General features: G+C 65.8%; 15 protein-coding genes. 11 read left to right on the forward strand and 4 right to left on the reverse strand.

Features of this window, described 5'->3' with window-relative positions; translation table 11 throughout:
- The first annotated feature begins 2 nt into the window (after window positions 1–2).
- The 3 genes from HDIA_RS00080 to HDIA_RS00090 are packed head-to-tail and all read left to right on the forward strand — an operon-like array spanning window position 3 to window position 3599.
- Window positions 3–518: a TRAP transporter small permease gene (locus HDIA_RS00080; RefSeq protein WP_099553235.1), complete on the forward strand. Its 516-nt coding sequence runs from the start codon at window positions 3–5 to the stop codon at window positions 516–518.
- On the forward strand, window positions 515–1873 hold the full coding sequence (locus HDIA_RS00085) for a TRAP transporter large permease (RefSeq protein ID WP_099553237.1): 1359 nt from the start codon (window positions 515–517) through the stop codon (window positions 1871–1873). Before HDIA_RS00080 ends, HDIA_RS00085 begins: the two co-directional genes overlap by 4 nt.
- A 4-nt stretch (window positions 1874–1877) precedes the next feature.
- The gene (locus tag HDIA_RS00090) at window positions 1878–3599 is read left to right on the forward strand and encodes a thiamine pyrophosphate-requiring protein (RefSeq protein WP_099553239.1); all 1722 of its coding nucleotides are present in this window, start codon (window positions 1878–1880) and stop codon (window positions 3597–3599) included.
- 4 nt (window positions 3600–3603) lie between these two features.
- On the opposite strand, the gene HDIA_RS00095 is transcribed toward HDIA_RS00090, so the two are convergent.
- From HDIA_RS00095 to HDIA_RS00105, 3 genes are all read right to left on the reverse strand, one after another.
- The gene (locus HDIA_RS00095; protein WP_099553241.1) at window positions 3604–4374 is read right to left on the reverse strand and encodes an SDR family NAD(P)-dependent oxidoreductase; all 771 of its coding nucleotides are present in this window, start codon (window positions 4372–4374) and stop codon (window positions 3604–3606) included.
- Between the two features lie 66 nt (window positions 4375–4440).
- On the reverse strand, window positions 4441–5814 hold the full coding sequence (locus HDIA_RS00100; protein ID WP_099553244.1) for a sensor histidine kinase: 1374 nt from the start codon (window positions 5812–5814) through the stop codon (window positions 4441–4443).
- Window positions 5792–6469: a winged helix-turn-helix domain-containing protein gene (locus tag HDIA_RS00105; protein WP_099553246.1), complete on the reverse strand. Its 678-nt coding sequence runs from the start codon at window positions 6467–6469 to the stop codon at window positions 5792–5794. The genes HDIA_RS00100 and HDIA_RS00105 overlap by 23 nt, the downstream gene beginning before the upstream one ends.
- A gap of 227 nt (window positions 6470–6696) precedes the next feature.
- On the opposite strand from HDIA_RS00105, the gene HDIA_RS00110 reads away from it, so the two are divergent.
- The 3 genes from HDIA_RS00110 (at window position 6697) to HDIA_RS00120 (ending at window position 12672) form a co-directional block, all read left to right on the forward strand.
- Entirely contained in the window at window positions 6697–8181 is a 1485-nt protein-coding gene (locus tag HDIA_RS00110; RefSeq protein ID WP_099553248.1) for a DegQ family serine endoprotease, read from the forward strand.
- Between the two features lie 364 nt (window positions 8182–8545).
- Window positions 8546–11194 (forward strand): bifunctional lysylphosphatidylglycerol flippase/synthetase MprF, encoded by a 2649-nt coding sequence (gene mprF / locus HDIA_RS00115; protein WP_245884082.1) that lies wholly within the window; start codon window positions 8546–8548, stop codon window positions 11192–11194.
- The gene (locus HDIA_RS00120; RefSeq protein ID WP_157775084.1) at window positions 11191–12672 is read left to right on the forward strand and encodes a virulence factor family protein; all 1482 of its coding nucleotides are present in this window, start codon (window positions 11191–11193) and stop codon (window positions 12670–12672) included. The genes mprF and HDIA_RS00120 overlap by 4 nt, the downstream gene beginning before the upstream one ends.
- Here the strand turns inward: HDIA_RS00120 and HDIA_RS00125 are convergent.
- Window positions 12626–12808 (reverse strand): hypothetical protein, encoded by a 183-nt coding sequence (locus HDIA_RS00125; RefSeq protein WP_099553252.1) that lies wholly within the window; start codon window positions 12806–12808, stop codon window positions 12626–12628. The genes HDIA_RS00120 and HDIA_RS00125 overlap by 47 nt on opposite strands.
- A gap of 217 nt (window positions 12809–13025) precedes the next feature.
- On the opposite strand from HDIA_RS00125, the gene HDIA_RS00130 reads away from it, so the two are divergent.
- From HDIA_RS00130 to HDIA_RS00150, 5 genes are all read left to right on the forward strand, one after another.
- On the forward strand, window positions 13026–13232 hold the full coding sequence (locus tag HDIA_RS00130; protein ID WP_099553254.1) for a DUF1737 domain-containing protein: 207 nt from the start codon (window positions 13026–13028) through the stop codon (window positions 13230–13232).
- A gap of 260 nt (window positions 13233–13492) precedes the next feature.
- Complete coding sequence (ahcY, locus tag HDIA_RS00135; protein ID WP_099553255.1) at window positions 13493–14893, forward strand: adenosylhomocysteinase; 1401 nt, start codon at window positions 13493–13495, stop codon at window positions 14891–14893.
- A 673-nt stretch (window positions 14894–15566) separates the two neighbouring features.
- Window positions 15567–18014 (forward strand): sensor histidine kinase, encoded by a 2448-nt coding sequence (locus HDIA_RS00140; protein WP_197708074.1) that lies wholly within the window; start codon window positions 15567–15569, stop codon window positions 18012–18014.
- 7 nt (window positions 18015–18021) lie between these two features.
- Window positions 18022–19548, forward strand: coding sequence for a tRNA (adenosine(37)-N6)-threonylcarbamoyltransferase complex ATPase subunit type 1 TsaE (gene tsaE / locus HDIA_RS00145; protein WP_099553259.1), 1527 nt, complete (start codon window positions 18022–18024; stop codon window positions 19546–19548).
- Window positions 19549–19611: 63 nt separating this feature from the next.
- Window positions 19612–20373 (forward strand): nucleotidyltransferase family protein, encoded by a 762-nt coding sequence (locus tag HDIA_RS00150; protein WP_197708075.1) that lies wholly within the window; start codon window positions 19612–19614, stop codon window positions 20371–20373.
- Window positions 20374–20400 lie beyond the last annotated feature (27 nt).

Genomic DNA, 20400 nt, shown 5'->3' on the forward strand with positions numbered 1-20400 from the left:
CCGTGACGGATGAAGCCGGGATCGGGCGTGCGGGGCCTTCGGGCCTCGCTCGCCGCATCGTCACCGCCTGGGCGCTGCTTGGCGGCCTGCTGCTTGTCGCCGTTGTGCTGATCAATGTGATCACCGTCGTCGGCAGCGTCTTCGGTGTCGGCGTTCCCGGCGACTTCGAGATGACGGAGGTCGGCGTCGCGGTGGCGGCCTTCATGTTCCTGCCCTATTGCCAGTTCGTCGACGCCAACGTGACGGCGGACATCTTCACCAGCCGAGCCTCGCCGCGCTGGCTGGCGCTCTTCACCGGGCTTGCCTCGCTCGCCGCCCTCGTCTTCTCGGCGCTGATGCTGTGGCGCATGTATCTCGGCATGCTCGACCAGAAGGCCTATCACTACACGACCACAATCCTGCAGTTTCCGCACTGGGTCGCGTTCATTCCCATTCTGATGTCGCTGGCGCTCCTCGTCCTTGCGTCGGCGGTGACGCTGAAGGCCTCGGTCAGCGCCTCGGCCGGCGAGCAATCATGACGGATGTCCTGCTGATCGGCTTCGCCGGACTTGCCATTCTGGTGGCGCTCATCGCCATCCGCATGCCCATCGCCTATGCGATGATCCTCGTCGGTGGCATCGGCATTTCGCTGCTCAACGGACCGGCGATCTTCCTCAACCAGCTGAAGACGCTCGGCTACGGCCAGTTCTCCATCTACGACCTGTCGGTCGTGCCGATGTTCGTGCTGATGGGGGCGCTCGCCGCCCGCGCCGGATTGAGTCAGGCGCTCTTCCGGGCGGCCAACGCCTGGCTCGGCTGGCTGCGCGGCGGCACGGCCATGGCCGCGATTGGCGCCTGCGCTGCCTTCGGCTCGGTCTGCGGCTCCTCGCTCGCAACAGCCCTGACCATGGGCAAGGTGGCGCTGCCGGAACTGAAGCGCTACCGCTACAACGGCGCGCTGGCGACCGGCACTCTGGCGGCGGGCGGCGTCCTCGGCATCCTCATTCCGCCGTCCGTGGTGCTCGTCATCTATGCCGTGCTGGTCGAGGCGAATATCGTGACGATGTTCGCGGCAGCCCTCATTCCCGGCCTGCTCGCGGTCCTCTTCTTCCTGCTCACGATTGCCGCCTATGTGGCGATCAGGCCGGAGGCCGGCCCCAAAGGCGACCCGGTCGACCGCAGGGAATTTCTGGAGGCGACCCTCGGCCTCGTGCCGGTGCTCCTGATCTTCCTCATGGTGATCGGCGGTATCTATGCCGGCCTCTACAATCCGACGCCGGCGGCGGCCATCGGCGTCTTTCTTGTCTGGGTTTATGGGCTCGTGCGCGGCCGGCTCGATCTCCAGGCCCAGGTCCAGGCGCTGCTGGAGACCGCGCGCACCACGGGCATGATCTACCTGATTCTGCTCGGTGCCGAACTCCTCAAGATCTTCATGTCGCGGGCCGGCGTGCCGCAGGCCCTGGCCGAGGCGCTGGCGACCTCCGGCCTGCCACCGATGACGATCATGATCCTGCTGCTGCTGGCGCTCATCGTCCTCGGCTGCCTCATGGACAGCCTGTCGATGATCCTGCTGGTCATCCCCTTCTTCTGGCCGGTGCTGGTCGAGGTCAACGGCGGCCTCTACCAGATGGCAGACGGCTCCGGCTTCGGCATGAGCACGGAGGATCTCAAGGTCTGGTTCGGCATCATCGCGCTGATCGTCGTCGAATTGGGGCTGATCACGCCGCCCGTCGGCATGAACGTCTTCGTGATTTCCGCCCTCGATCCGGAAACGCCGATGCGCGAGACCTTCAAGGGCGTCATGCCTTTCTTCTTCGCCGAACTCATTCGCGTCGCGCTGCTGTTGGCCTTCCCGGCCATGACGCTGTGGCTGCCGAGAGTGCTGGGAGGGTGAGGTGATGATCGGACAGGAAAAGGCCGGCTCTCTCTCCGCCGGCGCGGCGCTCTTCACCCGGCTGAAGGCCCACGGCGTCGACTATGTCTTCGCCAATTCGGGCACCGACTTCCCGCCGATCATCGAGGGCCTCGCGGAAGCGAAAGCCAAGGACATCGCCCTGCCGCAAGCGCTCGTCATCCCGCACGAGCACGCGGCGATGGGCATGGCCCACGGCTACTACCTGATGGCGGGGCGCGGCCAGGCGGTGATGCTGCACACCAACGTCGGCCTCGCCAACGGCGCCATCGGGGCGATCAACGCGGCCTGCGAGCATGTCCCGATGCTCCTGATGTCCGGCCGAACGCCCGTCACGGAGGAAGGCCGCTTCGGCGCCCGCACCGTTCCCATCGCCTGGGGGCAGGAGATGCGCGACCAGACGGCGCTCGTGCGCGAATCCTGCAAGTGGGACTACGAGCTGAAGTTCCCCGAGCAGGTGCCCGGCCTGATCGATCGCGCCCACGCCATTGCGCATTCGACGCCAAAGGGGCCGGTCTACCTCTCCCTGCCGCGCGAAGTCCTCTGCGAGGCGACACCGCGCGAGAGCGTCGAGGCCCGGATCGCCATGGCACCGGCGATTTCGGCGCCTGATGCGGCGGCCCTGCGCACGGCCGCCGAGTGGCTGGCAGCGGCGGAAAGGCCGCTTGTCATCGCCCAGCGCGGCGCGGGCGATGCGGAGAGCTTTGCCGCCTTTGCAAAATGGGCCGAAGATTGGGCTCTTCCCGTCTGCTCCTGGTGGGCGACGCATCTGGCCATCTCCACCGAGCATCCCTGCCACGTCGGCGCCGACCCCGGGCCGTTCCTCGAGGAGGCGGACGTAGTCCTTGTCGTCAACGCGCTGGCTCCCTGGTGGCCGGACAAGCATCCGATCAGTCCCGACGCGCGCGTCATCCAGCTTGGCCCCGATCCGCTGTTCTCGCGCTCTCCCGTCCGCAATTTCCCCGCCGATTGCTCGCTCGTCGGCGAAACGGCTGCGGCTCTGACGGCGCTCATCGACGCGATGAGCGAGTTGCCGCGCGACGCGGCGGCCATCGCCGTCCGGCGTGACGAAATCGCCCGCAGGTCGGCGGCGACACGCGAAACGTTGAGGGCAAAAGCCCTGTCGGGAACCGCGCGCGGTCTCACCAAGGCGCATGTCAGCGCGGTGCTCGGGGAGGTGCTGGCGGGCCGAAAATCCAGCGTCTTTTCCGAACTCGGCACGATCCTCGGCGTCCTCAGGCGCGAGGATCATCTCTCATGGTTCCAGGAGCCGCATTCCGGCGGCCTTGGCTGGAGTTTTCCCTGCGCGCTTGGCGCAAGGCTTGCCGATCCGACCCGGCTCTGCGTCGCCACGATGGGCGACGGCTCCTACATGTTCGCCAATCCGGTGGTCTGCCACCAGATCGCCGAGGCGCTGTACCTGCCGATTCTGGTGCTGATCCTCAACAACGGCGAATGGGGCGCGGTGCGCGCGTCTGTGGCGAGTCTCTATCCGGACGGCTATGCCGCCAAGGCCAACGAGATGCCGCTGACGTCCCTGAAGCCGTCGCCGGACTTCACATTGACGGCGCAGGCAAGCCGGGCATGGACCGCGCGGGTGACGGCGGCAACGGACCTGCGGGGAACGCTGGAAGACGCCATCCGCGTCGTGACGGAGGACCGTCGTCAGGCCCTCGTCGATATTTCGGTCATTCCCGACGGCCCCTGAGTTTTCAGCTCCAGCCCGCGTCGACGACGAATTCCTGCGCGGTGCATTTGGACGAGGCGTCCGAGCCGAGGAAAAGCGCCATGTCGGCGATGTCCTGCGGATCGATCCGGTCGGGCAGGCATTGACCTGCTTCCATCTCCTTCAGCGACTCCGGATTGACCCAGAATTTGAGCTGGCGTTCGGTCATTACCCAGCCGGGCAGCAACGTGTTGACGCGCACGCGGTGCGGACCGAAATCGCGCGACAGCGAGCGGGTCAGGCCGTGAATCCCCGCCTTCGCCGTGGAATAGGCTGCCATGCCGCCCTGTCCGAGGCGCCAGGTGATCGAGCCGAAATTGACGATGGAGCCGGAGCCGAGGCGGATCATCTGCGGCAGCACGGCCTGCGCGGCGAAGAACTGCGGCTTGAGGTTGATCGCCATCCGCGCGTCCCATTCCTCGGGCGTCACGTCCAGCGTCTGGTGCCGCTCATCGTTGGCAGCGTTGTTCAACAGGATCGAGATATCGCCGAACTGACGGCCCGCCTCCTCGATCGCGCGGCGCAGGCCAGCGATGTCGCGAAGATCGCAGGGCAGGAACAGGGCATCGCCCTTGCCGGCCTGACGGATCGATTCGACGAGCGCCCGGCTCTCCTCCTCGGCGATGTCGACGAAGGCGACCCTGGCGCCCTGACGAGCGAAGGCGGTGACGAGCGCCGCGCCGATCCCGCTGCCGCCCCCGGTCACGAAGACGGTCTTGCCGGCGAGATCGGGATAGGATGCGCGCGAAGTGGACATGAGATCACCCGATCATGGACGAGGAGTGGGACGGTGGTCCCTCTTTAGTCCGTCGATCGGGTGTCGTCACGTCTCGATGGCCACGGCCGGTTCGAACGCGATCTCGACGCGGAGCCCAGGCTCGTTGTCGCACAGCCGCAGCTCGGCCTCGTGGAGGGTCGCGACCGCCTTGACGAGGGCAAGGCCGAGGCCATTGCCCGCCGTCGTCCGGCTGTGGTCGAGCCGGTGGAACGCCTTCGTCACATCCTCCCGCTCGTCCGGCGGAATACCGGGGCCGTCATCGGCGACGGAGACCAGCACCGCGCCGGGTTGGCGGCGGACGGCAAGGCTGATCGTCGAACCGTCCGGCGTGTGCCGGATGGCGTTCTCGATGAGGTTGGCAAGAATCTGCGCGATCAGCGCCTTGTCGCCGGTGACCTTCGCATCCTTGTCGATGTCGGCGGTCAGCGTGTGGGCGCTCTCCTCGGCGACCGCTTCGTAGGCTTCGGCCATGTCGGTGGCCAGATCGGAAAGGTCGAAGGGTGCGAAGGCCTCGCGCCGCGCCCTTGCTTCGATTTCGGCGATCCGCATCAGGGCCGTGAAAATCTCCAGCAGCCGGTCGACCTCCGTGATGGACGCCTCGGTGAGCTGTTCGTAGTCCTCGACCGTGGTCGCGCTCTCGTGCGCTTCCTCCAGCTTCTGCCTGAGCCGGGCGAGCGGCGTCCTTAGATCGTGGGCGACGTCTGTCGTCACCCGCTTCAGGTCGACCATCAGGGCCTGAATCCGATCCAGCATGTCGTTGATGCCGGCGGTCAGGTGATCGAGTTCGTCGTCCGTGCCCCGGTCCGGCACGCGGGCGGACAGGTCGCCTGCGACGATGGCGCGCGTCGTCTCGTCGATCCGCCGGATGCGGCCGAGGACGCCGCGCGAGGTGAGAAGGGCGCCGCCGAGAGCCACGATCACGGCGATGGAACCGCCGATGAGGAAGGCGTTGAGGATCGCGTTGCTTGTGCGCCGCAGCGCCGCGTCGCTCTGCCCGGCGGCAAGATAGGTGCCGTCGGACAAGACCTTGCCGACGCCGAGGATCGACAGTTCGCCGTCCTTGCGCTGCAGCTCGAACGGCCCGTCCTGGCGCGGCATCAGCGGAGGCAGGCTGCCGGTGAGGATGCGCCCGCGCGTATCGATGATGAGCACGCGGAGCGGGTCGACGCCCTCCGGCGCCTTGGCGTCGTCGGCCGCCGCCGCGACGAGGCCGGAAATGCCGAAGCGTCCGTGCACCTCCGCGAGCCGGTTGACCTCGTTGGCCGAAAAGGCCCGGATCTCCGTGCGCGCGCTGTTGACGGCGATATAGTGCACGACGAGGCCGATGATCGTGATCGAGGCGAGGAAGACGACCGAATAGCCGAGCGCGATGCGAAAGCTCGTCGTGCGGAGAAGCTCAGCCGGGCGCACGAAGGACATAGCCTGCTCCGCGCACGGTGTGGATGAGTTCGCTGTCGAAGCCCCGGTCGACCTTGCCGCGCAGCCGGCTCATGTGCGTCTCGACGATGTTGGTCTTCGGGTCGAAGTGGAAGTCCCAGACGTTTTCCAGGAGCATTGTGCGCGTCACCACTTCGCCGGCATGGCGCATCAGGTATTCGAGCAGCTTGTATTCCTGGTTCTGTAACTCGATGGGCTTGCCGGCCCGGCTCACCTGGCGGCTGAGGCAGTCGACCTCCAGGTCGTGCAGGCGCAGGACCGTTTCGCGCATCGGTCGCGACGAGCGCCGCGTCAGCGCGTTGACCCGCGCGTTGAGCTCGGCGAAGGCGAAGGGCTTGACGAGATAGTCGTCGGCGCCGGCCTCCAGCCCCTCCACCCGGTCGTTGAGGCTGCCCATGGTGGTCAGCATCAGGATGGGCGTCGCGTCGTCGGCGCCGCGCACGGTGCGCACGATCTTCATGCCGTCGACGCCCGGCAGCATCCGGTCGACGATGAGGAGGTCGTAGGATTCGCCGGCGGCGAGGAACAGGCCGTCGCGGCCCGAACGGGCGACATCCACCGTGTGGCCCTGCTGCTTGAGCCCGCGCGCGACATAGTCCGCCGTTTCCGTATCGTCCTCGATGACGAGGATTTTCATGGGACCAAAGTCTCCTGCTTTTGTGGGCAGGGGTGCCTCCTGCCCTCGTGTCTCTCAAGAATTTCGATGCGGAAGACTTAGCGCAACCCATCTCGCGGCTATGCGTCGCCAACATTGGGAATAATCAATGTCGCGTCGATATGGGCGTGAGGGGCAGGGGTGTTTCTTGTGTGTCATCGCTTCCCAAGCGAAGCAACGATTTGCAGACACACAAGGGATAGCTTGACATGCAGACCGAACAAAAGCCCAAACTTCTTGGCCGCCGCGGCCGGATTGCGGCTGCCGCGGCAGCCTGCCTGCTGACGACGGCTCTGGTCGCCCCGGCGCTCCTGCCGGCCACGTCTCCGGCCGAGGCCGCCCTCCCGGGCGTCGACTTCTCCGCCCTCGCCCAGCAGGTGCTCCCGGCGGTGGTCAACGTCTCCACGACCCAGAAGGTCGCGCAGGCCGGCTTCCAGATGCCCAACTTCCCGACGGGCACCCCCTTCGATGACTTCTTCAAGCAGTTCGGCAATGGCCAGTTCGGTCATGGCGGCAAGGACCGCGAAGTCACCGAGACCGCTCTCGGCTCCGGCTTCATCATCGATCCGGACGGCTTCATCGTCACCAACAACCATGTCGTGGGCGATGCCACCGACATCAAGGTGACGCTGCAGGACGGCACGGAAATGCCGGCCAAGCTGATCGGTCGCGACAAGAAGACGGACCTTGCCCTCCTCAAGGTCGAGCCGAAGAAGCCGCTTCCGTCGGTGAGCTTCGCCGCCGCCGATGAAATCAAGGTCGGCGAGGCCGTCATGGCCGTCGGCAACCCCTTCGGCCTCGGCGGCACGGTCACGGCCGGCATCGTCTCGGCCCGCGGCCGCGACATCCACTCCGGTCCCTTCGACGACTACATCCAGACGGATGCGGCCATCAACAAGGGCAACTCCGGCGGCCCGCTCTTCGACATGAACGGTCACGTCATCGGCATCAACACGGCGATCTTCTCGCCGTCGGGCGGGTCCGTCGGCATCGGCTTCGCCATTCCGTCCACGCTGGCGCAGCCGATCGTTCAGGAAATCCGCGACAAGGGCTCCGTCTCGCGCGGTTGGCTGGGCGTCGCGATCCAGCCGCTGACCGATGACCTGGCGGCCAGCATGGGCCTCAAGAACACCGATGGCGCGCTTGTCGCCAACGTGACCGACGACAGCCCGGCCAAGAAGGCGGGCATCGAGTCCGGCGACGTGATCACCGGTGTCAGCGGCCAGCCGGTCAAGGAGTTCCGTGACGTCGCCCGCCTCGTTGCCGCCGTTCCTCCGGGGACCGACACCAAGATCGAGGTGCTTCGCAACGGCTCGCCGATGACCGTTTCGGTCGACGTCGGCAAGATGCCGAACCAGGAAACCGCTTCGGCCGACGACAACGGTTCGCCGTCCGACACGGGCTCCTACGGCCTCGCCCTCGGCCCGATCACGCCGGATGTCGCCAACGAGCTCAACATCTCGCCGGACACCCGCGGCGCGGTGATCATGCAGGTCGAGCCGGGCTCTCCGGCCGCCGACCAGGGCCTTCGCCCCGGCGACGTGATCCTGCGGGTCGGTGGCAGGCAGGTCGCGGATGCGTCCGATGCCGCCAAGGCTCTCAATGCCGCCAAGGGCGACAAGAAGCCGGTGCTTGTCCAGATCGAGCGCGACGGTTCGCAGCGTTTCCTGGCGCTGAGCTCCAAGGCCGCCTGAGGCGGGCGTCACCGATGTGACGCAACGACTTTGCCCGGCGGGTTACCTCCTCCCTCGCTGCCGGGCAACTGCATCCGTCCGTCCGTCTCCGTCTCCCCCCTCCCGGACGGACGGATGCCCCTCTTTTCCGGCCATTTCGCCCCTGGAATGGCCGGCTTTTTTCCGTCCGGACAGGCTTGGTCAGTGAAAACGGCCGATTGACCGGAAAAATCCAAGATCAGGCGCATTCAGGTTGTTAGTATCGGCTGGCGGCAAGCGGGAATGACCGCGCGCCGGTCCGATCTGAATCCAGATTTGTTTCCTTGCGTGTCCATTACGACGCCCGGCCCGGATGGGCCCTGCGATGCTGCCAGGAGTTTGCATCGTGTCCTCTCCATCTCATGACACTTCCGAACCCGCGCCGATCGTTGCGGGATTGCATTTGCCGCGCCTCGTGCCGCCGCTCATCGGCCTCGTCATCGCGGGGCTCGCGCTCTTTGCGCTTGAGCACCTGCTCGCCGCGGTCACGCTTTCCGATGTGACGTCGGCGCTGACGACGATTGCGCCGCAGCGCATCGTCCTCGCCATCCTCGCAACGACCGCAAGCTTCGTTGCGCTCGGCCTCTACGACATCGTCGCGACCCGCTCCGTTGCCCCCGGCAAGGTTCCGCCGCATGTGGCGGGTGCCGCCGGTGCCGCGGGCTATGCGGTCTCCAACGCCCTCGGCTTTCCGCTTCTGACGGGCGGTGCCCTGCGCTGGCGCATCTATGCGGCGGAAGGGCTGGGCGCGGCCGACATCGCACGCATCGTCACGATCTCCTGGGGGGCGCTCTTCACGGCGATTGTGACGGTCATTTCGGCGGCCCTCATCATCGATCCGGCGGGAATCCGGCTTTGGCCCTGGCATGATGTGCGTATCGAAGTGGCCGTCGGCGGTGTCGGCCTGACGCTCGTTGCCGCGCTTCTCGTCTTCATGGCAACCGGGCCGCGCCGGCTTCGGTTTGGCCGGCTTGACCTGCCGTTGCCCGAAGGGGCCTCGGGCAGTGCCTATCTTGCCGCCGGAGTCGCGGACATCATCGCCGCTGGCGCCGCGCTCTACCTGCTGCTGCCCGAGGGATCGACAGGCAGCCTCGCCGGTTTTGCTGTCACGTATCTCGTTGCCATCCTGCTCGGCATCGCCTCCCATGCCCCCGGCGGTCTCGGCGTCTTCGAGGCGACCATCATCGGCGGGCTCGGGCTCGGAGAAACGCCGGAAGCCCTGGCCGCGCTTCTCGCCTATCGGCTGATCTACACCTTTCTGCCGCTCGTCGTGGCCGTTGCCGGCATCGCGGTGATGGAGCTTCTCCATCGCTTCACCGGCATCGAGATTGCCGGCCGCGCGGTCGGCCGGGTCCTGAAGCCGGTCGTCCCGCCCGCCATGGCCACGGTTGTCTTCCTCGGCGGCATCGTCCTCCTCGTCTCGGGCTCCACGCCCGCCCTGACGGATCGCATCGATCTCCTCTCCGATGTCGTGCCGCTGCCCTTCGTCGAGGCCTCGCATCTGGCCGCGAGCCTTGTCGGCGCGGCGCTGCTCGTGGTCGCGCGCGGGCTCTACCTGCGCATGACCCGCGCCTATGTCGCGGCGGTCGGCCTGCTCGCGGCCGGCGCGGTCTTCTCGCTCGGCAAGGGTCTCGACTGGGAGGAAGCGCTGGTGCTGACTCTCACCTGCGCGGTTCTTCTGGTGTTTCGCCGGGCCTTCTATCGCCGGCCGCGCGAGGGAGCCTTCCACCTCTCGCCCCGTTGGCTGGTGATGGTCACCGTCACGGTCGCGGCCATCACCTGGCTCGGCTTCTTCGCCTACCGCGAGGTCGACTACCAGAATGCGCTTTGGTGGCAGTTCGCCTTCGACAGCGCCGTCCCCCGCTTCCTGCGCACGACCGTCGTGCTGTTCGCGGCGCTGGCGCTCGTCGGCATCGACACCCTGCTCGTGCGCCGCCCGGAACGCACGCCGGCGCCGCCGGTCCCCGAGGCCGTGGAGGCGCTTGTCGCCGGCTCCCGGGATGCCTCCGCGGCCCTGGCGCTTCTCGGCGACAAGCAGTTTCTGGTGTCCCGGAATTCGGACGCCTTCGTGATGTACGCCCGCTCGGGCGGCAGCCTCATCGCCCTCGGCGATGCGGTGGGCAACCCGGAGGCCTGCGTACGCCTTGCCTGGCGCTTCCGCGAACTCGCCGACCAGCAGGGCCTGAGGCCGATCTTCTATGCGGTCGGGGCCGCGAGCCTGCCCCGCTATCTCGACATGGGCCTGACCGCGTTGAAGCTCGGTGAGGTCGCCCGCGTCGATCTTCAGGCCTTCTCTCTCACCGGATCAGCCCGCCAGGAATTGCGCTATGTCGATCGCCGCGCCGACAAGGAGGGGCTTGCTCTGCGGGTCGTCCCGAAGGACGAGGTCCCGGCGATCCTGCCCCGGCTGAAGGTCGTCTCCGACGAATGGCTCGCCGCCAAGGGCGGAACGGAAAAGGGCTTTTCGCTCGGCTCCTTCGACGAGGACTATCTCTCGGCCTTCGACTGCGCCGTGCTTGAAAAGGAGGGCGAGATCGTCGCCTTCGCCAACCTCTGGCGCGGGGCGGACAAGGAGGAAATCACCATCGACCTGATGCGCTATGTCTCCGGTGCCTCCAAGATCATCATGGATGCTCTCTTCGTGAAGCTGATGCTGGCGGCGAAGGCCGAGGGCTATCGCTGGTTCAACCTCGGCGCCGCGCCGCTCGCAGGCCTCGTCAGCCACCCGCTCGCCTCGCGCTGGAACCGGCTCGGCGCGCTCATCTATCGCCGCGGCGGCGAGGTCTACCATTTCGAGGGCCTGCGTGCCTTCAAGGCGAAGTTCCTGCCCGAATGGACACCGCACTACCTCATCTGCCCGCCGGGCCTCGATGTCCCGAGGGCGCTTGTCGACGTGACCCGGCTGATCAACAGCCCCCGTCCCAGGATGAAGAGGGCCGGCGGCCACCCGGTCAAGACCACTGTCACGTCCCGTCTCATGGAGGTGGCGCTATGAGACGCCGCTTCTGGATTGGCACGGCCGCCGTTGCCTGCCTCCTTGTCGTCGGCGCCGTCGCCGTCGGGGCCGACAGGCTCGGTTTTCACGTCCCCTACGTCAGCCGCTGGCTCGCCGGGACAACCTTTGCGGCGGACGATCTGTCCGGCGTCACCCTTGAGGAGCCGAAGAACGGCAAGGTCGAAGGCATCGTCATTCTTGTCTCCGACAGGGGCGGAATCCAGCCGGCTGACCGGACGCTGGCCGACGGTCTTCTCGCCAGCGGGCTGGCGACAATGACTGTCGACCTCGACCGTTGGCGGGCCGAACTCGACAAGCGCAGCGACGATTGCCTCTATTTCGACAGCGCCTTCGAGGAGCTTGCCAAGGACGCAAGCCGGGCGATGGGGCTGTCGGACTATTTCCACCCGGTGATCGTCGGCAGGGGCGAGGGCGGGGTGCTGGCTTATTCCGCCGTTGCCGACGCGCCCGATGCGACCGTCGCCGGCGGTGTCGCCCTCGATCCCGCCGAGGCACTGGTGACGAAGATCGGAGGCTGCCCCGGCGCGGCCGTCGATCCGGCGCCCGACGGGGTGGGTTATGTCTACGGGCCGCAGTTCGATGTCGTGAACGACCCGATGCCGGCGCCCTTCGTCTTCGTCTCGCCGACCGGCCAGCGTAGCGCGATGGCGAACTCCCTCGAAGGCCAGCCGAAAATCACCCTTGCCGAGGCGCCGACGGTGAATGCCCGGCGGGAAACCGTGATCGCCTCGGCGCTGCGGATTGCCCGGACCGATGCGGCAACCGCTTCGGCGCCGATCATCGACCTGAAGCCCAAGACTCCGGCCAAGGCGCTCGTGGTCTTCTTCTCCGGTGACGGCGGCTGGCGTGACATCGACGAAAGCATCGGCACCTGGCTGTCGCACAATGGCGTGCACGTGGTCGGCGTCGACAGCCTGCGCTATTTCTGGGCCGAGCGGACGCCGGACGACATGGCCAGGGACATCCAGTCGATCATCGAGCGCGCTGATCCGGGTGGAAGGCTGCCCGTTTCGCTCCTCGGCTATTCCTTCGGCGCCGACACGCTGCCCTTCGCGATTCCCAGGCTGCCGCAAGCGCTGCAGGACCGGGTCAGCCTGATCGGGCTGCTGTCGCCGGAAAAGAAAACCGGCTTCGAGATCACGGTGGAGGGCTGGTTTGGCAGCGTTGCGGGAGACCGCGACGTGGTCGAGGCGGTGCGCGCGCTCCCGGCCGAGAAGGTTGCCTGTCTCTACGGTGCCGACGATGCCGACGACAGCGCCTGCCCGATGCTTGCCGGCGACAACGCCATCACCATCGTGAAGACCGAGGGCGGGCACCATTTCGACGGCGACTACGAGTCTCTTGCCCGTCGCCTCCTGCAGTGGGCAACCGCTGGCGGTCCGCCGCGCAGAACCACATCCGCAGCAGTGCTCAGGCCACCGTTGCTGACGGTCGCCGCACCAGCACCGCCAGCATGAAGGCGAGGATGACGGGCGTGATGTGCAACAGCGTCAGGCTGCCCATCGACCGGGCGAGCAGCGGCAAAAGCCAGACGGTGGCCAGTAGTGTCTTCTCGTAGGGTCGGCTGTCGGTCTTCTCCTCTGCGAGCGACAAGGCTGCGTCTCCTTCGGTGATGGGAGTGCCAAGTCTGCCAGAGCGCGGCAAACATCGCCTTAACGCACGGGAGGCCGTGCCTCGGTGGACCTCGGGATGCGACCCCCGTTTTGCGCGGCGCCGGAAATGTCGTAAACCGCTGCAGAGTTTTTGCCTGCCGGCCGGCGATGGTCCCGAGACGACGGTCGCAGCCTTCCATCCGGAGTAAGACGTTCTCATGAAGCTCTACCGCTATCTGACCGGTCCCGATGATTCCGCCTTCTGTCACCGGGTGTCGCAGGCGCTCAGCGGCGGCTGGGAACTGGCCGGCCCCGCGACCCTTGTCTTCGATCCGGTGCAGGGCCGCGTGATCTGCGGTCAGCCGGTCATGAAGGAGGTTCCGGGCGAGGACTATTCGCCGGACATCAAGCTGTCGGACTACTGATGCCCGACCGCCGGCGGACCGTCGGCGCGCCACAGGTGGCAAAGTAAACATAAAGAAATCTTTATATCCTTATTGCGCGATCCTGGCGGCGGTCTTATAACCGGCGGCACAGGCGCCTCTCCGTCGTTCGACGAGAGTGCGTCGTTGCCGGCAGCGCGAGGTCTTCTGGGCCTTCGCCGATGGATCGGCGGTACAGGAATTCAGACAGAGACGCGGCGGCCCGGGATTTCCGCGCGCCGCAAGCAGACAGAGGACGACAGATGCCCGTTGCTTCCGAATATCACGTCAAGGATCTTGGTCTTGCCGACTGGGGTCGCACCGAAATCGACATGGCCGAAGTCGAGATGCCGGGCCTGATGGCCGTGCGCGAGGAATATGCCTCCGCCCAGCCGCTGAAGGGCGCCCGGATTGCCGGCTCCCTGCACATGACCATCCAGACCGCCGTGCTGATCGAGACGCTGAAGGCGCTCGGCGCCGACGTTCGCTGGGCGTCGTGCAACATCTTCTCCACGCAGGATCACGCCGCCGCCGCCATCGCGACTGCCGGCATCCCGGTCTTCGCCGAGAAGGGCGAGACCCTCGCCGAATACTGGACCTACACCGACCGCATCCTCGACTGGGGCAACGGCGAAACCTGCAACATGATCCTCGACGACGGCGGCGATGCGACGATGCTCGTCCTGATCGGCTCCAAGGCCGAGACCGATCCTTCGGTTCTCGCCAAGCCGGGCAACGAGGAAGAAGAGTGCCTCTTCGCCACCATCAAGCGCCGGCTTGAGAAGGATCCGACCTTCTATTCGCGCTGCAAGGCGGCCATCAAGGGCGTCTCGGAAGAGACCACCACGGGCGTGATGCGCCTCTACCAGCTTCAGGAGAAGGGCGAGCTTCCCTTCCCGGCGATCAACGTCAACGACAGCGTGACCAAGTCGAAGTTCGACAACAAGTACGGCTGCCGCGAGTCGCTGGTGGATGCCATCCGCCGCGGCACCGACGTGATGATGGCCGGCAAGGTGGCGATCGTCTGCGGCTACGGCGACGTCGGCAAGGGCTCGGCCCAGTCGCTCTCCGGCTCGGGCGCCCGCGTGCTCGTCACCGAGATCGACCCGATCTGCGCCCTTCAGGCGGCCATGGACGGCTACGAGGTCGTCACCCTCGAAGACGCTGCCCCGCGCGCCGACATCGTCGTGACCTGCACGGGCAACAAGGACATCGTCACCCTTGAGCATATGCGCAACCTCAAGGACATGGCGATCGTCTGCAACATCGGCCACTTCGACAACGAGATTCAGGTCGGTGCGCTGAAGAACTTCAAGTGGAAGAACGTGAAGCCCCAGGTGGACCTCATCGAGTTCCCCGACGGCAAGCGCATGATCCTGCTCTCCGAGGGCCGACTGGTGAACCTCGGCAACGCCACGGGTCACCCGAGCTTCGTGATGAGCGCCTCCTTCTCCAACCAGACGCTGGCCCAGATCGAACTCTGGACCCAGGGCGGCAAGTACGAGAACAAGGTCTACGTGCTGCCCAAGCACCTCGACGAGAAGGTGGCGGCGCTGCATCTGGCCAAGCTCAACGCCAAGCTGACGACGCTGACGCCCGATCAGGCCGCCTATATCGGGGTTCAGGCCACGGGCCCGTTCAAGTCGACGCACTACCGCTACTGAGCGACCGGTCCGCAAGACGGTCTCTTGTGGATAAATCGTCAATCTCTGACAGTCGGGGCGTCTCAGGGCGCCCCGATTTGTTTTTTGTCCCCGCCTGCGGGCATCGGTGGACGATAAATGAGGGCTGTTGCAAATCCGCCACGCATCTCGACCTGCGTCTTCCGGACCAGTCGGGCGTGCAGTCTGAGGCGGACATTCTTGCGTGGATCCCGGGGTCGGGAGTCGTTTCACGGAATTTTAGCGTCTGCCGAACGAACATATGCCGAAAAGGCGGGGCATAAGCGGCTCTGTTTTATTTCTTGGTTAACAAGAATATTTCCTCGTTCCTGCATCAAGACTCAAATTGATTCAGAAACTGATTCCCATTTGATTCGGTATTGATGGGAAAGACTCTGAAAAGACTCGCGCCACAATTGGCGTATTATGCACCAATTCGGTTGAAATCGGCGAAGCAAGTCTCAATCTTGATTTTCCACATCGCAAAACAAGTTGGTGGACTCTTTGAGCCCTTCTTCAAAGCAGCTATCGTCTGGTGATTCGAGCAAGACCGGGCCGCAGCGGCTGGCTGTGGTCGTTGCGTTATTGCTGCAAATGATTGACGGGGGTTCAACGGATGACGGGACGTTGCCGAATGGGGAGAGGTCGCCCCGATTCTGCAAGACGCCGTCTGCTCTTGGCGGGCACTACCGCGCTGACGATCTGGCTGGGGAGCGCCGGCAGCGCCGCCGCCCAACTCGTCCGATATGCGGAAGATGGCTCCATGCAACTCGATTCCTACGGAGTTGCCTGGTTTGCGGCTTTTTCAGGTTCGATCTGCTTTGCGGTGGTGAGCGCGGCGGCGCTCATCCGGGCGCGAGCACGATCGGAAGTCGAGTTGGCGCGGCTCAGGAAGGAAAACGACGAGTTGAAGCTCGTCGCCGACCGTTCCGAGGCAGCGCTGGCGGCAGAGGATCAACGCCTCATTGTCTGGTCCGGCTCCGACGAGGAGCCGCTTGTTGCCGGCTCCTTGCCCGAAAGCACCCGCTGCCCGACCTCACGGTCGGGCTTTCTGGCCTTCGGCACCTGGCTGGCACCGTCCTCCACCGCGCAGCTTGAAAAACGCATCGCCGCGCTGCGTGAAAGCGGCGAGAGCTTTGCCGACACCGTCGAGGCGCAATCGGGAACCGTTCTGGAGGCAACGGGGTGGGCCTCGGGCTCCCGCTTCATCGTTCGCTTCCGCAATCTTTCGCGCGAGCGCCTGGAATTCGTCGCCCTGAGCGAGGCCCACCAGGAACTGAGTCGCGAGGTGGCGGTGGTCCATCACCTGCTCGACGCTCTCGCGATGCCTGTCTGGCTGCGGGACGCCGCCGGCAAGCTTTCCTGGGTCAACAAGGCCTATTCGAGGGCCGTCGACGTTGCGTCCGCCGAGGCGGTGGTGGGGCAGCAGGCGGAACTGCTCGACAGCGCCGCCCGCCAGGCCGTGCAGCGCCAGCGCGAGAGTGAGCCCGTCTTTGCCCAGCGCCTCTCGGTGGTGGCCGCGGGCGCCCGGCGCATCTTCGATATCGTCGACGCCGCCTGCGGCGCGGGCAGCGGCGGCATTGCCACGGACGTCAGCGAACTGGAGAAGGTCCAGTCGGAAATCCGCCGCACGGTGGAAAGCCACGCCCGAACACTCGACCAGCTCGCCACGGCCGTCGCGATCTTCGGGCCGGACAAGCGGCTTCAATTCTACAACGAGGCCTACCGCTCGCTCTTCGGCTTCGACGCTGCCTTCCTCGAAGGCGCGCCGGAGGATAGCGCCGTCCTCGACCAGTTGCGGGCCCTGCGCAAGATTCCCGAACAGGCCGACTACCGCACCTGGAAGCGCGAGATGCTCTCCGCCTATCAGTCGCTGGAGGCGCGCGAGACCTGGTGGCACCTGCCCGGCGGCCAGACGCTGCGCATGATCGCCAATCCGCATCCCTCCGGCGGCGTCACCTACGTCTACGAGAATGTCACCGAGCGGCTGGATCTGGAAAGCCGCTACAACGCGCTGATCCGCGTCCAGGGCGAGACCCTCGACCATCTCAACGAGAGCGTCGTCGTGTTCGGCTCGGACGGACGGCTGCGTCTCTGGAATCCGGCCTTCATCGAGATGTGGTCGCTTGGCGACGCCGATCTCTCGCAGCGCCCTCACATCAACGAAATCATCGCGCGGCTGGCCCGTATCAACCGCGAGACCCGCGCCTTCGACGAGATCCGCAACGCCGTCACCGGTCTTTCCGAAACGCGCGAGCGCGTTTCGGGACGGATCGAGCGCCACGCCGGCAACATCGTTGATTTTACCACTGTACCTCTGCCCGATGGCGCGACGCTGGTGACCTTCGTCGACGTCACCGACAGCGTCAATGTCGAGCGGGCGCTGGTCGACAAGAACGAGGCGCTGGAGGAAGCCGACAAGCTCAAGAACGAGTTCATCCAGCACGTCTCCTACGAACTGCGCTCGCCGCTGACCAACATCATCGGTTTCGCCCAGCTCCTTGCCGACGAGAAGATGGGCTCGCTCAATCCCAAGCAGCGCGAATACACCGGCTACATCATGAATTCGTCGGGTGCGCTGCTGACGATCATCAACGACATCCTGGATCTGGCTACCGTCGATGCCGGCATCATGGAGCTGGAAATCGGCGACGTTGACGCCTCCGCGACGCTGGAGGCGGCGGCCGCCGGCCTGCGCGATCGGTTGCAGGAAGCCTCCATTTCGCTGACCATCGAGGTCGCGCCGGACATCGGCATGTTGCGCGCCGACGAGAAGCGCCTGCGCCAGATCCTGTTCAATCTCCTCTCCAACGCGATCTCCTTCTCCGAGGACGGTGGCCGAATCACGGTCAGTTGCCGCCGCGAGGGCGACGAGGTCGTCTTCGCGGTGCGCGATGAAGGCAGGGGCATTCCGAAGGCGTTCATCGAATCGGTCTTCGGCCGGTTCGAGAGCAAGTCGGCGGGCGCCCGCCGGCGCGGTGCAGGCCTTGGCCTTTCCATCGTCAAGAGCTTCGTCGAGCTCCATGGCGGCAAGGTCGACATCATGTCGGTCGAGGGGGCTGGCACCACGGTGACCTGCCGTCTGCCGGCGGAACCGAAGGCCATCTCCGAAGCGGCCGAGTGAAGGCGCGATGACGCGGCTCGCCGGTCCCCTGCGGCTGGAAGGCGAGGCGGCGACGCTCCGCCTTGCCGAGGATCTCGCGGCAATCCTGAAGCCCGGCGATTGTCTCTGCCTCGACGGCGATCTCGGTGCCGGCAAGACGACGCTGGCGCGCGCCCTGATCCGCGCGGTCGCAGGCAGCCCAGCGCTGGAGGTGCCGAGCCCGACTTTCACCCTCGTCCAGTCCTACGAGACGGACCGGCTCACGATCCATCACTTCGACCTCTACCGCCTCGCCGGACCGGACGAGCTCTTCGAGATCGGCTTCGACGATGCGCTGCGGGGTGGCGTCGCTCTGGTCGAATGGCCGGAACGGGGCGATGGCGAAATCCCCGAGGATGCGCTCTGGGTCCGGCTGTCGATCGCTGACGATCCGGACTCTCGCGAGGTCGTCATAGAAGGTTTGCCGGCAAACTTGGGCGAACGTCTCAACCGAAGCCTTGCGGTTCGCTCGCTGCTCGACCGGTCGGGCCTTGAGGAGGCCACGCGCCACTGGCTGCAGGGCGACGCATCCTCCCGCTCCTACGAACGCATTCTCACGAAGGATCGCTCGCTCGTTCTCATGAACTGGCCGGAGCCGCCAAGGGGAGCCCCTCTCGCAGACGGCCGCAGCTACGCCGAGGTCGCGCATATCCAGTCGTCGCTGACGTCATTCCTGGCCATCAGCCGGACGCTCAACGAACGAGGCTTTGTCGCGCCTCAGTGCATCGCTGCGGATCCGGCGAACCGTCTTCTCCTTCTCTCGGATCTCGGGGCCGACGGGATTATCCGCGACGGCAGGCCGGTGCCTGAACGCTATATCGCCGCCGCCGAACTCCTCGCGGACCTTCACGCCGAGACTTGGCCGGAGACCGTGGACCTTGGCGACTGTTTCGCAGATGGCGTGCACCAACGCCATGCCGTGCCGCCCTATGATCGCGAGGCCCTGTCCGTCGAACTCGGCCTGTGTCTCGACTGGTGGTTTCCCTACGCGGCGGGGCGCCCCGCAAACGAGGAAGAGCGGCAGGAGTTCTGGCAGGCCTGGTCGCCGCTGCTGGACCGTCTTGAAACGGCGCAAAAGAGCTGGACATTGCGCGATTTCCACTCGCCCAATCTGCTCTGGCAGGAGGACGGGGAGGGTCGGCGCCGGCTCGGATTGATCGACCTTCAGGATACGGTGTTCGGGCCGGCCGCCTATGACCTCGCATCACTGGTTTGCGACGCCCGCATCGACATGGATGCTGCATTGCAGCAAGAAATGCTGGAATCCTATTTTGCGCAACATGCCCGGCAGGGTGCAATGTTGGATCGCAGTAAATTTATGCATGCATACTGCATTTCGGTGACGCAGAGAAACACGAAAATCCTTGGCGGGTTTGCGCGTCTGGCCCACAGGGATGGTAAAACCGCCTATCTGAAGCACGTGCCGCGCATTCTGTCCTATCTGGACACCATCATGCAGGAACCCATTCTCGCGGGCCTCGCGCTCTGGTATGAGAGGCGGCTGCCGCGCCCGTGAGGGCCGGTTCCCCGTATCCGGCGGCTCCAGCCGCACCCTGAGCCAAGAGTTTTGCATCCGTCGATGTCAACCGAGACCCGCCATCCGATTTCCAAATCCTCGACCATTTCGATCCCGCGCAAGGCCATGGTGCTCGCCGCCGGCCGCGGCAAGCGCATGCGCCCCTTGTCGGCGACGACGCCGAAGCCGCTGATCGAAGTCATGGGCAAGGCCCTTGTCGACCATGTCCTGGACCGGCTGGTCGAGGCCGGCGTCGAGACGGCGGTGGTCAACGTCCATTACTTGGCCGATCTCGTCGAGGTGCATGTCTCCAAGCGGCAGGCGCCGGAGATCGTTGTCTCCGACGAGCGCAAGCGCCTGCTTGATACCGGCGGCGGGGTGGTCAAGGCGCTGCCGCATCTGGGATCCGAGCCCTTCTTCCATCTCAATTCCGATTCCATCTGGATCGAGGGCATCCAGCCCAACCTCATGCTGCTCGCCGAGCATTTCGACGCCGACCGCATGGACATGCTCCTGCTGCTCGCGCCGACGGTGTCGAGCGTCGGCTATGACGGTGTCGGCGACTTCGTCATGGACAAGAACGGGCTGTTGAGCCGGCGCCCCCAACGCGACGTCGCCCCCTTCGTTTATGCAGGCGCGGCGATCATCCATCCGCGTGTCTTTGCGGGCGAGACCGAAACGGCCTTCTCTCTCAACCGTCTCTTCGACCGGGCGATCGACGCCGGACGGCTCTATGGCATCCGCATGGAAGGCATCTGGCTGCACGTCGGAACGCCGCGGGCGATCGGCGAGGCGGAGGCGACCATCGCCGCCAGCGCGGCGTGAGCCTTGTGCTGCGGCCCTGACGCGGCG

The organism is Hartmannibacter diazotrophicus (genome assembly GCF_900231165.1).
Classification (GTDB): Bacteria; Pseudomonadota; Alphaproteobacteria; order Rhizobiales; family Pleomorphomonadaceae; genus Hartmannibacter; species Hartmannibacter diazotrophicus.

Coding starts and splice junctions, on each gene's coding strand:
- HDIA_RS00110 (WP_099553248.1), top strand. CDS start 6,697: ATGCAGACCGAACAAAAGCCCAAACTTCTTGGCCGCCGCGGCCGGATT.
- ahcY (WP_099553255.1), top strand. CDS start 13,493: ATGCCCGTTGCTTCCGAATATCACGTCAAGGATCTTGGTCTTGCCGAC.
- HDIA_RS00100 (WP_099553244.1), bottom strand. CDS start 5,814: ATGTCCTTCGTGCGCCCGGCTGAGCTTCTCCGCACGACGAGCTTTCGC.
- HDIA_RS00150 (WP_197708075.1), top strand. CDS start 19,612: ATGTCAACCGAGACCCGCCATCCGATTTCCAAATCCTCGACCATTTCG.
- tsaE (WP_099553259.1), top strand. CDS start 18,022: ATGACGCGGCTCGCCGGTCCCCTGCGGCTGGAAGGCGAGGCGGCGACG.
- HDIA_RS00105 (WP_099553246.1), bottom strand. CDS start 6,469: ATGAAAATCCTCGTCATCGAGGACGATACGGAAACGGCGGACTATGTC.
- HDIA_RS00085 (WP_099553237.1), top strand. CDS start 515: ATGACGGATGTCCTGCTGATCGGCTTCGCCGGACTTGCCATTCTGGTG.
- HDIA_RS00130 (WP_099553254.1), top strand. CDS start 13,026: ATGAAGCTCTACCGCTATCTGACCGGTCCCGATGATTCCGCCTTCTGT.
- HDIA_RS00095 (WP_099553241.1), bottom strand. CDS start 4,374: ATGTCCACTTCGCGCGCATCCTATCCCGATCTCGCCGGCAAGACCGTC.
- HDIA_RS00090 (WP_099553239.1), top strand. CDS start 1,878: ATGATCGGACAGGAAAAGGCCGGCTCTCTCTCCGCCGGCGCGGCGCTC.
- HDIA_RS00120 (WP_157775084.1), top strand. CDS start 11,191: ATGAGACGCCGCTTCTGGATTGGCACGGCCGCCGTTGCCTGCCTCCTT.